This is a genomic window from Photorhabdus machadonis (assembly GCF_052657765.1).
The window spans coordinates 4594487-4610051 of the sequence record NZ_CP199761.1 but is presented as its reverse complement, the minus strand read 5'-3'; the positions used below and the strand labels follow the sequence as shown (position 1 = coordinate 4610051).

Below are 15565 nucleotides of genomic sequence, written 5' to 3'. Positions count from 1 at the left end.
TAGTACAAAACAAAATTATTTGAATGGAAAACAACCACCAAATTAGAAAAACATATTATTTTTTTATGGTCAGACCGTTTTGAATAGATTTGACCCCTTTCACTTTAGAGATAACATCCAACACTTTTCTGGATTGCTGCTCACTTTTCACAAAACCAGAAATATAAACAACGCCTTTTTCTGTTTTTACCGCGATGCCGGTACTGTTGATACCTTTTTCCGCCAACAACTCACTTTTGATCTTCGCTGTGATAGCACTATCATCCATGTAACCATCAACGCTTTTCATGGAGTCATCGATTTTCTGACCAGCACTGTCAAGTGCTTGTGTCGCTTTATTTTTAAAAGACTCTTCCGCCAGTACACTACCGCTGACCAAGGCTGTCCCCAAAACAACAGCCATCAATGAGTGAGTCAATTTAACATTCTTCATCTTATACCTTCCTTTTGTCGGTTAGATTTCTGAATCTATAAAGCCATGCAAACTGTCTTTGTATAAAGTCATCTAAACAGAATCACAATCCGCATTAGAATTTAAAATAGGTTATCACCTCCAATAGCTAAGTTAAATTGGAGAATAAAAACATCAATACAGCGAAAGACAAAGAAATAATAACAGGAAAATTAAGCAAAGCGCTATAAAATAAGACGAATCTTACCGCCTAAAATTATAAATTATTCTTGTGTTATATATATTTTTGTAAAGAAAAAGGCTAACCTATTGTTAGCCTTATAAAATATTAATGTTCCCGTGTCTTACGGAAATTGACGTCAGGATATCGTTCACTGGTAAGATTCAGGTTAACCATAGTGGGTGCAATATAGGTCAGATTATCACCCCCATCGAGCGCCAGGTTTTGCTCATTCTTACGCTTAAACTCTTCCAGTTTTTTCGCGTCATGGCACTCAACCCAACGAGCTGTTGAAACGTTTACTGGTTCATATAAGGCTTCAACGTTGTATTCACTTTTTAAACGGGCAACAACGACATCAAACTGTAGAATACCTACCGCTCCCACAATCAAATCGTTATTTGCCAATGGACGGAATACCTGTACCGCGCCTTCCTCAGAGAGTTGGACCAATCCTTTCAGTAGCTGCTTCTGTTTCAGGGGATCGCGCAAGCGGATACGACGGAATAATTCCGGAGCAAAGTTAGGAATACCGGTAAATTTCAGATCTTCCCCTTGAGTAAAGGTATCACCAATCTGGATTGTGCCGTGGTTATGCAGACCGATAATATCTCCTGGATAGGCATGATCCACATGAGAGCGATCACCCGCCATAAAGGTCAGCGCATCAGAAATCACCACATCTTTCTTCGTTCTTACCTGACGCAGCTTCATGCCTTTTTCATATTTACCTGACACCACACGCATGAAAGCCACGCGGTCACGGTGTTTAGGGTCCATATTGGCCTGGATCTTAAAGATAAACCCAGTGAATTTATCTTCCTGAGCGGAGACTTCGCGCGCATCGGTCTGACGAGGCATCGGCACGGGTGCCCATTTAACCAAACCATCCAGCATATGGTTAACACCAAAGTTACCCAACGCGGTACCGAAAAATACCGGTGTCAGTTCACCTTGCAAAAATGCTTGATGATCAAATTCATGGGAAGCCCCCTGAACCAGTTCCAGTTCCTGACGCAATTGTTCAGCCAAATCTTCACCAATCGCCATATCCAGTTCAGGGTTATTCAGCCCCTTGATAGCGCGAACTTCCTGAATAGTATGACCCTTTCCGGTCTGATACAGATAAGTTTCATCAAGATAGAGGTGATAAACCCCTTTGAAATATTTACCACAGCCAATCGGCCAGGTGATTGGGGAACAAGCGATATTCAACTCATTTTCCACTTCATCCATCAGTTCCATTGGATCACGGATATCGCGATCAAGCTTGTTCATGAACGTCAGAATTGGAGTATCGCGCAGACGGGTCACTTCCATCAGTTTACGTGTACGATCTTCAACCCCTTTAGCGGCATCAATGACCATCAAACAACAGTCAACAGCCGTCAATGTACGGTAAGTATCTTCGGAGAAGTCTTCATGCCCCGGTGTATCAAGCAGGTTAACCAGACAATCACTGTAAGGAAACTGCATCACAGACGTGGTAATGGAGATACCGCGTTGCTTTTCCATTTCCATCCAGTCAGATTTGGCGTGCTGATTTGAACCACGGCCTTTTACCGTACCAGCTTTTTGAATCGCCTGTCCGAACAGCAACACTTTTTCAGTAATAGTTGTTTTCCCTGCGTCAGGGTGAGAAATGATCGCAAAAGTTCGCCGTTTAGCGACTTCCTGCTGAAAAGGGGAATTTGACATCAATAACAATCTTCTGCTTTGTAAACGGGCTTGTACTCAACATTAGACGCTTCCCCGCAAGGAAAACAGCTGCCAAACCCGTGGGTGAATGAAAAATTGGCGCTCATTTTCGCTGAAATTGGTGCTATAAACAATCAATCAATTTTATCGCACTTATTAGGCAAACAACGGCAACGCCATGATGATAGCATCTTCTTTACCTGTCGCAGCAGGATAGTAATTCCTACGGACAGTCACTTGATTGAATCCTGACTGTTCATACAATCTAATAGCAGAGCAATTCGATTGTCTGACTTCAAGCCATAAAGTATTAATCCCCTTTCCAGGCAAAATTGCTATTAAATATTCCAATAACGCTTTACCGTAGCCTTGACCTTGATAGTCGGGATGAATCGCAATATTAAACAAAGTTGCTTCATCTAATATCAATTGGGTTACAGCAAAACCAATAAGCTGTTCATTAATCACTATTTTATAATTCAGATACCGCTCGCCCTGATTACTGAAAAATGTTTTTTCACTCCACGGGAACGCATGACTGGCTTTCTCAACCAGAAAAGCGGACGGGAGATCAGCGGGAGTTAAGAGAGAAATGTTGTTCATGTTGCGAAATCTGCTGCCAAAGGGAACGTTTTGCCTTCCCGTCACAATATAAATCATTTAATGCAGGGCTTCTCAAAGAAATTCCCTGCCATGATAGTGTAATATCCACCCCCAACAGCCAACATGGACACTTAACCTGTTCCGGTAACATCGCAATATTATCCGATGTAATGCAGTAAACAGAGGATTTATCCAGCCCCATAGCTGTGAAAATATCTATTAATAATGAATTAGTTAAATCAATTTGGTCATTAGTAATAATCAGCAGACGGGTGGTATCGGGTAAGTGAACAGCTAACTCACCTTGCAAAACCGCCGGGTTACGCAAGCCCCATTGGGTAATCCCCAATAGAGCTAATAACCTGTCGCGCCGGGTTACCATATTTATTCACCTGCTGTAAAAAATAATCAGTAACATGTTATCAGAGGCCACTATCCGCGCCAATATTGGGCTTTAGATTTATCCGTCCCTAATATTTGGCATAGAACATAAAGGAGCTATAGACAAATGTCTGCGTTAACCCCCGCCAGTGAAGTTATTTTGCGTCACCATGAGCAATTTGGCTCTCATCACCTGCTTTTCGCCGGTGATATCCAGGACACACTGGCAACCCAAATTGATGCTGCCAGTGTGCGAGTACACACTAGCCAGTATCATCACTGGCAATCACTGATCCGTACTCTGGGCGATAATGCCTTGTTCGGGCTGGTAGCAGAAAAGGGATTTACCCAAAGTTGTGACACCCTAATCTACTATTGGCCTAAAAGTAAGCAAGAAGCTCGCTTTCAGTTACGTAGCCTGTTTTCTGTTCTGCCGAAAGATATTGATATTTTCATTGTCGGCGAAAATCGTAGCGGAGTGCGCAGTGTAGACAAACTGATGGAAGGCCTGGCAACTTTCCGGAAAATCGACAGTGCCCGCCGTTGCAGCTTGTTCTATGGCCGGCTGGAACATGAAGTGCTGTTTGATCAGGAAAATTGGTGGAACAGTTATCAGGTGGAAAACGTCACCGTGAATACTTTACCAGGTGTATTCAGTCAGGATGAGCTGGATGTTGGTAGCCGTTTACTCCTCTCCACTTTCGACAAACCTCTCTCGGGCAACTTACTGGATGTCGCATGTGGTGCCGGTGTTCTGGCCGCCGTACTGGGTAAGAAAAACCCTGAGTTAGCGCTGACTCTCAGTGATGTCAATGCAGCGGCTATCGCGTCCAGCAAAGCGACGTTAAAGGCCAATAAACTGGAAGGTCATGTTGTTGTCAGTAACGTTTATTCCAACATTGAAGATAAATTCAACTGGATTATCTCCAATCCCCCCTTCCATGACGGGCTAAGAACCAACTTACAAGCAGCGGATGACCTGATCCGCCAAGCGCCTAACTACCTTAAACCTAGAGGCAAACTACGGATTGTCGCCAACGCTTTCCTGCCTTATCCCGATTTACTGGATAAAACGTTTGGCAATCATGAAGTCATTGCTCAGACAGGTAAATTTAAAGTTTATCAAGCAACGAAAAAATTCTGAGTTGTTCAGCCTGTCCGTAGCCCACGGACAGGCTGTTTTAACAAAATCGTAAAGAGTGATGATTTTTACGGCAATCATACAACGCCGTAATAAATAATGATTGACGCAAGCTGCAAAACCTCTAGAATTCGCCCCCATGCTATCAAGCAACTCGCTGATAGTGTCTGAATTTGCGAGGGTGGCGGAATTGGTAGACGCGCTAGCTTCAGGTGTTAGTGTCCTTTCGGACGTGGGGGTTCAAGTCCCCCCCTTCGCACCAAATCAGACAACCGCTGATTAAATTCGGCAACAATAAATGACAGTACCTGCGAGGGTGGCGGAATTGGTAGACGCGCTAGCTTCAGGTGTTAGTGTCCTTACGGACGTGAGGGTTCAAGTCCCTCCTTTCGCACCAATCTGTTCATTTTCCGTATCAATCTTCCTTCGCCCCTGTTTTTTCTTCAACAAAGCATCAAAAACAGCCAAACCGGTGTGCTCCAGCTAATAAGACACACAACACAGCAAACCCCGATGGTATTAACAGAAAATGGCGTGACTTCTGGTTCAGCAACATGAATAAAGTCAACAACATCGCGACGACAACCCCAATTTTAAGCTGCTCAACCCCAGGCTCGACGATGACGAATAGCATTCCGGCCAGACTGGATACACCCACTCCCCACAAACTGGTGATACCCTGCCAGAAAAGCGATCTTTCTCTCTCTTTAACCCTGATCATAACTTGCACCAACCTAAATGATAATGATTACCAATATCATATATGAAAAAGTGTGAAGTACAAGCCAGTTGCAATCATGAGATAAGGGGATTACTCAGCATGGCAGACAAGATCACTTAATACAACTAATCACGCTTTCCCTTAAATTCAACTTTGGGTACTCCAATCGGCTATGCGTAAGACCAGCTCTTATCATCATTTGTAGACAGCCCAATGCGGCGGCTGAAGGGTCAATTACTTGGATTGGCATTCCTACTGTCTCCATTTCTCTGGACAGATACTTCGCCATTCCCATCATCCCGGTACAACCTAAGACGATGGCTGTTACACGGTCTTCACTCACCATCTTTTTAATTTGAGCAAGTAGCACCTCTTCTAGCTTTCCTGGTACTTGGTGCAATTCGTCAATAGGTTGATTAATACTACGAATACAGGCCAACTGCTGGTGAATACCAGCCAGAGTCGCAAGGTCCCTAATCAAACATGCACAAGACTGGGTAATTGTAATAATTCCCCAACGCTTCGAAATCATTCCAGCACTTAACGCAGCAGGCTCAAATCCACCAACGATAGGAATATCAACCAGCTCTCTTGCAACAGAAATAGCTGGATCGCTTACACAGCTAACGAAGACGCCATCATATCCTTCCTTTTCAGACTCGACGATTTTGCTGACAATATCAGGGGTTGAACACATTTCATCGTAACGGGACTCGATCGAAGGTGAACCAAAATCTAGGCTGTGTCCCTTAATGTAAATTGATAGTACTATCATCTAAACTGTTTTCAATATGGGAAAAAGATGATGGCACGTTACGACATTCCTGATGACGCATGGGTAGTGATAGAACCTTGTTTACCTCCGGTCCATTCAGAGCGGGCAGGACGTCCACATGTTGAACACCGCCGTGTGATGAATGGAATGTTCTGGGTCTTGTGCTCTGGGGCACCGTGGCGTGATTTACCTGAACGCTATGGTTCTTGGAAAACGGTCTATAACCGATTTAATCGCTGGTCAAAATCGGGCATTATCAACAAGATATTTAATCGGTTACTGTCCATTCTGGATGAAAAAGGCTCGATTGACTGGGCTGAAATTTGCCTGGATGGCAGCAATATTCGCGCGAGTAAAGATGCGGCAGGCGCGAAAAAAAACATCCCGATATCACTGACGATCATGCGCTGGGTCGCTCACGCGGTGGTTATGGCACCAAAATCCACCTGGCAACCGACGGAAAGGGTTTTCCCCTCAACCTGATGTTGACCGCTGGGCAAGCTCATGAAAGTCAATCCGCCATCCCTTTGCTCGACGGCATTGGTATACAACGCAAAAATGGTTTCCTGAAACGGCGCGGCAAAGCGGTGCTGGCAGACAAAGGGGACTCGAGTAGAAAGCTTCGCGGTTATCTGCGTAAATTGAAGATCAAGAGCGTAATTCCTTATAAAATCAATGAAAAAGGCTGTTCTGATGGTCGTACGCAATTTGATGAACCGGCTTATCGTAACCGCAATGTTGTCGAACGCTGTTTCGGTTTTCTGAAAGGAAATCGGCGTATTGCAACCCGTTACGAAAAAACCGCCCGACACTATTTGTCCATGGTGAAATTAGGCTGTATTCGACTCTTTTACAGGCGGTTAAATAATTAAGGGACGCAGCCTAACAATTTAATAATCAAGATAATCTCCAGCACAATAGATTGGGAAAGAGTGCCATTTCCTCTATCCCAAGCAGTATTATTTTGATTACTTTATATAGTGTATTTATTTTAATTATCTGGGTGAATGATAAACCCCATCTCTTCCATCAGAGGGATCATTTGCCACTCAAATATTTCAACTCCAGAAAAATCTAATGTTCTCACATCTATGTTAGAAATTTCCGCATTTCTCAAATCAGCTTTAAATATTGACATCCCATCATGTTGTGATGGAGAAAAAATGGTATTGGTTAGGTTTGCACCTTCAAGGTTTGCTCCTGATAATACGACTGAAACTAAATTGCTTCCTGACAAATCGCACTTTTCAAGATATGCCCCTTCAAAGTCTGAATACTTAAAATTTGATTTTATTAATGTTGCTGAACTGAATATCACTTTTCGACTGACTATTTTCGTAAAGTCAGCAAGTTCAAAACTACACCCCTGAGCCTGACATCTATCTATTGTTATATCGAATAACTCAGAACGATAAAAATTACTTGTTGAAATGTCACAACAAACAAATTTCGAATGACACAATTTTGCACTATGAAAATCACAACCTTTTTGACTCTCTTTATTATAAAATAATGTATTCTCAAATTCGCCATTTGAAATATTTGTTTCACTAAAGTCGCAGTTAAATATTTGACAATTTTTTAACTGCAAACCCTTTAAATATGCACTTGAAAATTTTGAATCAGTGATAACACAGTTTTTAAATATCAAGTCCGGTTGGTAAATAAGTTTCCAAAATAGTGCTACATCTTATACCACTTATAATTCTATGTATAACAATGGGTTGAGAAAGTCCATGTGTAGCAGAATTATGAAGAGTTATTTACTCATTACTCCAATCCAACTTATTAAATTTTCTACCTTCAATGACACCGGTTTTTTCTGAAATATCCAACGTATATTCAAACATATTAAGATTTCTCAAATTCGATGATTCATACTAACTAATACGCTCTCCAAGCCATAAACTGCATGACAAAAGCAAGTTTTGATAAATGATTTTTCAATGAAACACTCAACCCCATATCCATTACCTTATCACCCTTCTCAATTATTTATATATACCCGTTATCTTTCAAGTTGCCTCTTTGTTGGCTGCACTCGCTCACCCCGGTCACATAGTTCGCTATGCTCCCGGGGATTCACTCCCTTGCCGTCGCGAAGCATCTTGAAATCTATAGGGTATAGACATCAATTTGATAGGGCTGTATTGAATAAATTGAAGGAACTCATAAACACCACAGCTCACCACCATTCTCCTGATACTATCTTTAGTACCAAACTGGTGTAAGTAAATCAACTCACCGTAAAATAAAAAAGTCCTAAAAAATCGAACTTATGATACCCAGACCAATACGCGGCCAACCCAGCAAGGATGAATAGATTGCCAAAAACGATCAGACACACTGTGAAGTACGCTAAACACATTGGGCTATATAACTAATGAGAACTCATCTGACACTTTGCCTTTCTCTTGGTAAGCTACCGCCCTTAGATTACCGATAATCTAAATACCGTATAAAGAATTTATTAATGACTTTTTAGTATTATGTAGGTTATCTGGATAATTAAGCTTAATTTCAATTAAGATCCTTTTTCAGCAAGCTTTTACACTTGCTTAATACAACTAGGCGCCAGTTTTTTTATCTATTATCCATTTTTACCTTCTGAATTATGTAGATATTGCAAATATTCATGGCATGTTGGTAAGCCACTTACCATTTGTCTTGCTTTAACATAATGTTGTAATAATATTTCATCCGCTTTATCAGGGATCATTAATGATAATGCAGGTTTACTAGTTAATGGCCCTGAACCCAACCCTAAGATCATTGTATTCCACGAATATTCTTCAAAGCCGTGATAGAAAGGATAGATAGTCTCTTTATCCAATAAGTGATCCTTAGCTAACATTATTTTTTTTAATAGCTCTTTAGGTAATTCAATATTTTTCCATTTTTTCCAGTATAAAGTATCATTACGCTGTGCTAGCGAAAAATGAAGCAACAGAAACTCTTTAACACCATCAACGACGCGATTAACTCGTGTATTATATTCTTCAATTAGTGATTCATTACTGCTACTTCTTGGAAAAAATCTAACGAGTTGTTCAATTCCATGTTGAATGAAAAAAATACCCGTTGATTCTAAAGGTTCAACAAATGCGCTTGATAATCCAATAGCGACACAATTCTTCACCCAAGAACGGTTGCTACGACCAATTCTCATTCTAATATGATTTGCCGCACAATCTACGTTTTCATATGGAATTGATCTTCTTAGTTCAACTTCAGCTTCTTCAGGGCTTTGATATTCATCACAATATACATACCCGTAACCATTTCTTTTATATAAAGGAATTGTCCAACGCCATCCATTAGACATAGTACGAGCAGTTGTATACGGTTCAATATCACGAGTATCCTCTCTGGGTACTCGTAATGCTACTGCGCGGTTGTTTTTCAATACATCAGAGAAACTAATAAATGGTTCATTCAATGCTTGATTAATTAACAATCCTTTGAATCCGGTACAATCAATATAGAGATCAGCCTTAAGTTTTCCACGTATTTTTGTTTCCAAATACCCAATATTTCCGCTCTCATCAATTTCTACATGGGTAACATCATCTTCTATATGGCTAACACCTCGATTCATTGCATAACGTTTGAGAAAATTCGCAACTTCGTCCGCATCAAAATGATAGGCATATGGGAACTGAGCCCGCTGTTCTGCTAATGTTGATTGACCAAACGATTTATCAGAAGATTGAGCGAAAAGCGAACCATCTAGTCTTCTAGGAGATCGTTTAGCCTCACAAAGGTGAGGTGTCAAAAAAGTCGCATAATCAAAACCTTGGTTTGTCGTACTTTTTCTTAACCACCATTCAGAAATGGGAAAGCCTTTAACTGTTTCCCAACGTTCAAAAGGATGATAGAAATGATTATCTTGACCATCCCAATTCTCGAATCTAATCCCTAATTTATAACTTCCTGCACATTTAGCTAACCATTCACTTTCATCTAAACCAAGGTAATCAAAGTAATGACGGACTGTACTGAATGTCGCTTCTCCCACACCTATTTTTTTACTTTCTTCGATTCCAAAACTGTAATATCGACATTTTGAACGAATGCTTTCGATAAATAAGCCGCTGTCATCCAACCAGCTGTACCACCACCAACTATTAATACTGATTTTATCATGTTGTCTCTACTTATTAAGATATTCAGATAAAAGCATACGGAAGAATGATAAATTCAATTAGTTGAACTTATATCCATGATTAATTTAGCAAAATAATCACATTTGCTTCTGATTTTACATAAATTTTTAACTTATTATTTAGACATGAATAATCCTTTTTTATACGCTTATTTTATTTAAAAATATCAGCTGCGTATCAAAAATGTAAACCTTGTTGAGTTAATTTTGTGATCATTATTGGAACAATAACACTATAAATAATCATCACTTCCCTCTTCACTTTAAATTAAAATCAAAAATGATCTTCTTCAACAAGTTAATATTAATCCATTATTTATGAACAAATTAATATTAATCTACTATTTGTTAAAAAATTAATATTAATCTATTATTTATCAATAGATTAATAATCACACAAATAATTAGTCAAATGAATTAAGTAAATTTCTGCGTGGAATAGGGCTCAGATCAATATTAAGTGGACATTTAAGCAATCTAATTACCGAGTGAATCATTGCCGAATACACAAATGAACCCACTTTTCAGCGGGCTGTATCGGCTTAATCGTAATATCCCGGCGCTTTACAAAATGTTGGCCAGGCGTCCGGATCATGTCCCGTTACCACAATCGCGTTCGTACGTTCAGCTAAATGTCGTAGTTTTTGCACCGAACGTACGGTTTCAATGGTAGAGGTGAGGAACCCAGGCAATGCACGTTCTTCCCAATGATCAAGAGTATAAGCAGCATCAACCGTTAACAACAGGCTGCCACTATTCGGCAGAGTGACCAGCAGTGATTGGTGTCCCGGCGAATGCCCCGGAGTAAATACCGTTTTTAGAATGCCATCTCCGTAAACATCAAATAAATCATTGCGTTCCCCATCCAGAAATTCCCACTTCAATCCCGGACGATCAAAATCTTTACGAATGTAGCCACCGACAGCAAACCAGTCAGGCGTGTAGGCGTATTCATATTCACGTCGTTGTACAATATGCGTCGCATTAGGGAAACGTCCTATTGCACCAGTGTGATCGAGATGAAGATGGGACTGCACCACATAGCGGATATCTGTGGGATCGATACCCAACTTTTTCACTTGCGCTATACAGCCTTCATCTTCACGCATTACCGGCCGATAGACTTTTGTGACAGCTCCCCAATAGCCTTCAGGGTCAGTTGCAATTTCAACCGCATTACCGCCGTCAATCAGCGTATGACCCTTAGGATGAGTGAGTAAAAAAAACGGAACCGGAATTTCATAATCGGCCCCATTCCCCTGATTCATCTTAATATTGTGAACCTTACATTTGATGGATCCGGTTTGCAGCATATACAGGCGAATGTCTGACATAATGATGTTAACCTTTTTATCGGATTTGTAGGGTATTTGAGGTTATGATACTGGTACACAGGTCTACCCGCTAATCAGAAAATCTGACTAACGGGCAGGATTTTAAAAAAACCTTACTCTCAACTTTTACCACTCAACGCATCATCTGGCAAAAATTACTTCAACGCCATCGCATCACGTATGGTGAAATACAAGTCTGTCTGGTCAGTCAAACCAACGACATTTGCTGCTTGAGGTCCGTAAGCAGCAACACGAAGCTGAGTCCCCGTATGTTCTTGATCTTTCCCCTCAGAATTACTGTAACTCACTGCCATCACTGAACCGTCTTTGGTCAATAATGCCTGAGTCAACCCTGGAGATTTCACATCAGCTTCAATAATCTGGCTGGAATGAGCATGGTCAGCGGTCACAATAACTAACGTATCACCATGTTCACGCGCATATTTCAGACCAACTTGAACCGCTTGGTCCAATACCACGGTTTCACCAATCTGCCCACAAGGATTAGCTTTGTGATCCTGCTTATCAATAGAAGCGCTTTCTACTTGCAGGAAGAAACCATTCTCATTTTCTTTCAACAGATCGATGGCTTTCTCCGTCATCTGCGCCAACGTTGGCGCATCAGGATTCCGTTTGGAGTTCACCTTACAACTCACCGGCGGGTTATCAATATTACCGTGATAAACCGCTTTAGGCCCTTCCCAGGCAATATCCATATTTTTTTCATGGAACAGACCCAACAACGGTTTTTTCTGGTTTGCCTCAGTAATTGAATTCAAAGAGTTAACATCGCTTACCAACTGATAACCTTGTTCCCGTGCCTGCTCTTCCAACGTTTTACCCTTTCCAGCACCAGCAACCGATTTCTGGGCGAAAATCTTGGCACCTCCGCCCAATGTTAGATCAGCACGGGCCACCAACAGTTGCTCGGTGATGGAACCGAGTCCACCCTTTTCCAGTGCATTAGTCGGGCATTTTTCAGTTGTCTCTTTTGGGCCATAACACTTACGGCTGGTCACATGTGCATAAAGTGCCGCCGGTGTTGCATCTTGAACTGCTGCCGTTGTTACATTACCTGTCGCTTTGCCATTCATTTTTGCCAACTCAAGCAAGGTTTGATGATCTTTACCAAAAACATCAACACCCAATGCGCCATTATAGGTTTTTATACCGGAAGCCCAGGCCGTGGCAGAAGCGGCTGAGTCAGTCACATAGTTGGGTTTCCGAGTCTTTTTATCAAGAGAATAGTGAGTATATTGACCCGTGAATGGCAAGGCATCAATCCCTTTGAAAAATCCACCTGCGCCTTCTGCATAGTTACGGGCGATAGTAATTTCAGAATCCCCCATACCATCACCAATAAACAAAATAACATTCTTGGCTTTATTGTTATTAATTGCCGCTTTTAATGCCTCAACTTGATTGTGACTCATACGGCGAGCACCACCAAATTCCGTAATATTACCTTTTACTGCCCGACCTTCCGCCATAATTTGATTAGCCCCCGGCTCACCCGCTGCCAATACAGGCAAACTGGCACTTGAAATTAAGGCCGATATCATCGCTGCAACCAAACTTTTCGTATATTTTTGAGACATAGGATTTCCTTGAGAAAATCAATTGAAGTAAAAATCATCATCAGACAAAAAGATACTAAATAAACTATGTGACAATTATGTGAAGAAAATAGATCCAATTTACCATTTTGCTACCAACGACTGTGTTCCATGATAAAGCGTCTCACACCATGAGACATAATTGTGACCACTGGAGACTTCACTGGATTCAACCGGATAACCCTTCTGCAATAACGTTTTTTTCATGCGACGGTTATTATGCAGAATACCTTCCAGTTCACCCCGGTTGACTTCAAACAAACCCGCCTGTAAATAGAAACGAAGCGGTTTTTTCTCTGCTTTAGCAAACTCACGGATCAGCCATTCAGGCTCTTCTCCCTGAGGTGCCCACCAATATGAACCCGACATACTAAGGACATTACCGAACAACTCAGGGTGATTAAATGCAACCCATGAAGATGCCAGTCCACCATAGCTGGAACCTGAAATGATGGTACGTTCCACCAGCGCTTCAATCCCCTGAGCAGCCAACCACGGCATCAGCTCGCTAGCCATAAATTCAGCAAAATCAGGGTTGGGTGGCAATTCCTGACCCCGGCGTACGCTATCCAAGCTATCGACAAACACCACATACATTGGTGGAATTTTTCCTTCTTCAATCAGAGAATCAAAAAATCTATCGATATGATACTGCTTACGGTAAATATTCCCGTCAAACAGCACCAACATGGCAGGCTGTTTCATCGGGATAACCGGTTGATAAATCGCAATTTCCCGACTATTGCCCAGAATTCTACTCTGAAACTGATGAACCTTAACATCACCATGAAAAGGCAATTGCTTGAATCGCTCTATATCACACAGAGTTGGTCTTAACGCCAACAATGAATCATGATTGAATACATCTTCTGACACCGCTGGCACTACATTTTTATTCAACGGATCAGCCTGAGCTGTCACCAGAATCGCTCTACGTTGCTCGTCAACAGTGCCTACTAACTGCGGCAAATCCGGTGCCAATTTATATTGCATCAAGGTATCTGACGGAACGATATAGCTGCGAAACCAGACATCAGTCCCTGCCAGATGTGACATAGGATCATGATCGTTACTCGGTGCACCAAGAATAAAAGCATTCGCTTTTGCCCCACGCCACAAGAAAGTTACCCGCTTGTCTTTACCATCATCATTTTCAATCAGTGGCGTACCATGACGGGCCATTTCCTGCCAGAAAGCATGAGTTCCTTTCCCTTTTGCTACTTCAGCCTGGAGTTGTTTCAGGCGCGGGCTTTCTGGTTGCTGTCCGTAATCATTATCCCAAGGAATATAACGTGGAAATGACAATGTGAGTTGCCACGGCGCACCAGCCTTCCCCGTGGCCACCAATCGGTATTTTTCTGCCTGAGGAACGGTAAATCCAATTGACTGCCGGGCATCCGCCGGATTATCGGAAAAAAGCGTACGAATATGTTGTTGATTACCCTTCTGAACCACCAATTTCTCTATACCCAGTCCCGATCCGCGCACATAATGTTCAGCCTGAATTTTAAATTCAATACAAGCCATTCCCTGAGAATCGAAACTCCCCGTTATTTCTTGTTGATCTTGCTGGAATTTTATTTGGTGACACTGAGATGCAAATACATTGAAAGAAGCCATAAGAGCACATATCACTATCTTTATTTTCATTCTTTTCTCTTTATTAATTTTCAGTTAAAAACATTAAACCATTTCTCCGCGACAAATCATGCATCAAATTGTTATTTAATAATAATAACAATTACTATTACCAATAGAATAAATTGTGTGTTAATTTTTCTATACAGAGATAAATGTGCAAAAACATTTCAGAGAAATTATTCCCTAACAGGATAAAATAATTTATGGTCGAAAATAGAAAGGATTCAATGCATTGATATAACTCTGTGAATCTCTGCACATTAAAATATTAAGTAATTTATTTACAATAAAGAAACGGAATATACTTTATTCCGCCTCTGAAAATGTAACAAAGATAAAATTGTTTAACTACTCACTAAATTAAACTTAGTCAAACAGTATGATTATCAACTTCAAAATTTAATTAACCGAAATGGAATCCAAAATCTCTTTGTTCATACTCTTAGCTAAATTCCAGTCATATCGTCCATAAAGACGAGACAGAGCAACAAAATGGGCTCCAGAATAGAACATTTCATATTGAATATGACGTGAGGCAAATTCAGGGCCAACGGCATCCCAGACTAATTTCAGCAACTTTATTCGGTCAATGGGTTCCAGTAAGGTTGAATATTGCGTTTTTTCTATTAAACAACGGATCTCTGGGTTTGTGAAGTCAACATAACTTGACGGTAACATATTCACACCACCTCCAGAGCGTTTTCTGATGTTTTCTATAACTTTGGGATAAATTGACTGAACAACGACCTAGCAAGCATATAACTGTAATTGATTGGGAATATTCATAATTAAATATATCTTTAACGACGTTATCCAGATGATAAAAACTTCGGCTGCCCGCATATGATTCATTACCTT

The 15565-nt window shown here is 41.0% G+C and carries 13 protein-coding genes, 2 tRNA genes and 1 pseudogene; 4 read left to right on the top strand and 12 right to left on the bottom strand.

The features are described 5' to 3' along the window. Positions 1 to 55 precede the first annotated feature (55 nt). The 4 genes from ACUN2T_RS22275 to ACUN2T_RS22260 form a co-directional block, all read right to left on the bottom strand. Positions 56 to 433 (bottom strand): BON domain-containing protein, encoded by a 378-nt coding sequence (locus ACUN2T_RS22275; RefSeq protein ID WP_132355812.1) that lies wholly within the window; start codon positions 431 to 433, stop codon positions 56 to 58. A 307-nt stretch (positions 434 to 740) separates the two neighbouring features. Continuing rightward, complete coding sequence (gene prfC, locus ACUN2T_RS22270; protein ID WP_445495088.1) at positions 741 to 2330, bottom strand: peptide chain release factor 3; 1590 nt, start codon at positions 2328 to 2330, stop codon at positions 741 to 743. A gap of 156 nt (positions 2331 to 2486) precedes the next feature. Further along, positions 2487 to 2933: a ribosomal protein S18-alanine N-acetyltransferase gene (gene rimI / locus ACUN2T_RS22265; protein WP_445495086.1), complete on the bottom strand. Its 447-nt coding sequence runs from the start codon at positions 2931 to 2933 to the stop codon at positions 2487 to 2489. Then, positions 2902 to 3315 carry a DNA polymerase III subunit psi gene (locus ACUN2T_RS22260; protein WP_445495085.1) on the bottom strand — a complete coding sequence of 138 codons (414 nt, stop codon included), beginning with the start codon at positions 3313 to 3315 and terminating at the stop codon, positions 2902 to 2904. Before ACUN2T_RS22260 ends, rimI begins: the two co-directional genes overlap by 32 nt. 126 nt (positions 3316 to 3441) lie before the next feature. Between ACUN2T_RS22260 and rsmC the strand changes: the two genes are divergently transcribed. The 3 genes from rsmC to ACUN2T_RS22245 all read left to right on the top strand — a co-directional run bounded on the left by rsmC (position 3442) and on the right by ACUN2T_RS22245 (position 4852). After that, a complete protein-coding gene (rsmC, locus tag ACUN2T_RS22255; protein WP_445495083.1) occupies positions 3442 to 4458 on the top strand; it encodes a 16S rRNA (guanine(1207)-N(2))-methyltransferase RsmC in 1017 nt (338 codons plus the stop codon). Positions 4459 to 4630: 172 nt separating this feature from the next. Further along, positions 4631 to 4717, top strand: a tRNA-Leu gene (locus ACUN2T_RS22250). 48 nt (positions 4718 to 4765) lie between these two features. After that, positions 4766 to 4852: transfer RNA gene (locus ACUN2T_RS22245), tRNA-Leu, on the top strand. A 57-nt stretch (positions 4853 to 4909) separates the two neighbouring features. On the opposite strand, the gene ACUN2T_RS22240 is transcribed toward ACUN2T_RS22245, so the two are convergent. After that, positions 4910 to 5176, bottom strand: a complete 267-nt coding sequence (locus ACUN2T_RS22240) for a DUF1435 family protein (RefSeq protein ID WP_445495082.1) — start codon at positions 5174 to 5176, stop codon at positions 4910 to 4912. 112 nt (positions 5177 to 5288) lie between these two features. Beyond that, positions 5289 to 5951 (bottom strand): aspartate/glutamate racemase family protein, encoded by a 663-nt coding sequence (locus tag ACUN2T_RS22235; RefSeq protein WP_445495081.1) that lies wholly within the window; start codon positions 5949 to 5951, stop codon positions 5289 to 5291. A gap of 30 nt (positions 5952 to 5981) precedes the next feature. Here ACUN2T_RS22235 and ACUN2T_RS22230 point away from each other — a divergent pair. Next, positions 5982 to 6823, top strand: a protein-coding gene (locus tag ACUN2T_RS22230) for an IS5 family transposase (protein WP_445497779.1) whose coding sequence is annotated in 2 segments (ribosomal slippage) — positions 5982 to 6324 and positions 6324 to 6823 — 843 coding nt in all. Because the reading frame shifts where the segments join, the coding sequence is not laid out codon by codon here. Between the two features lie 119 nt (positions 6824 to 6942). On the opposite strand, the gene ACUN2T_RS22225 is transcribed toward ACUN2T_RS22230, so the two are convergent. The 6 genes and pseudogenes from ACUN2T_RS22225 to ACUN2T_RS22200 all read right to left on the bottom strand — a co-directional run bounded on the left by ACUN2T_RS22225 (position 6943) and on the right by ACUN2T_RS22200 (position 15391). Then, the gene (locus tag ACUN2T_RS22225; protein WP_445495080.1) at positions 6943 to 7602 is read right to left on the bottom strand and encodes a pentapeptide repeat-containing protein; all 660 of its coding nucleotides are present in this window, start codon (positions 7600 to 7602) and stop codon (positions 6943 to 6945) included. Positions 7603 to 8541: 939 nt separating this feature from the next. After that, a pseudogene (locus tag ACUN2T_RS22220) lies at positions 8542 to 10052 on the bottom strand (tryptophan halogenase family protein). A 606-nt stretch (positions 10053 to 10658) separates the two neighbouring features. After that, positions 10659 to 11450 (bottom strand): AttM family quorum-quenching N-acyl homoserine lactonase, encoded by a 792-nt coding sequence (gene attM, locus ACUN2T_RS22215; RefSeq protein WP_445495079.1) that lies wholly within the window; start codon positions 11448 to 11450, stop codon positions 10659 to 10661. Between the two features lie 155 nt (positions 11451 to 11605). Then, a complete protein-coding gene (phoA, locus tag ACUN2T_RS22210; protein WP_445495078.1) occupies positions 11606 to 13048 on the bottom strand; it encodes an alkaline phosphatase in 1443 nt (480 codons plus the stop codon). A gap of 99 nt (positions 13049 to 13147) precedes the next feature. Further along, on the bottom strand, positions 13148 to 14716 hold the full coding sequence (locus tag ACUN2T_RS22205; protein ID WP_445495077.1) for an alpha/beta hydrolase-fold protein: 1569 nt from the start codon (positions 14714 to 14716) through the stop codon (positions 13148 to 13150). A gap of 390 nt (positions 14717 to 15106) precedes the next feature. Then, on the bottom strand, positions 15107 to 15391 hold the full coding sequence (locus tag ACUN2T_RS22200; protein WP_445495076.1) for a 4-hydroxyphenylacetate 3-hydroxylase C-terminal domain-containing protein: 285 nt from the start codon (positions 15389 to 15391) through the stop codon (positions 15107 to 15109). Positions 15392 to 15565: the final 174 nt, after the last annotated feature.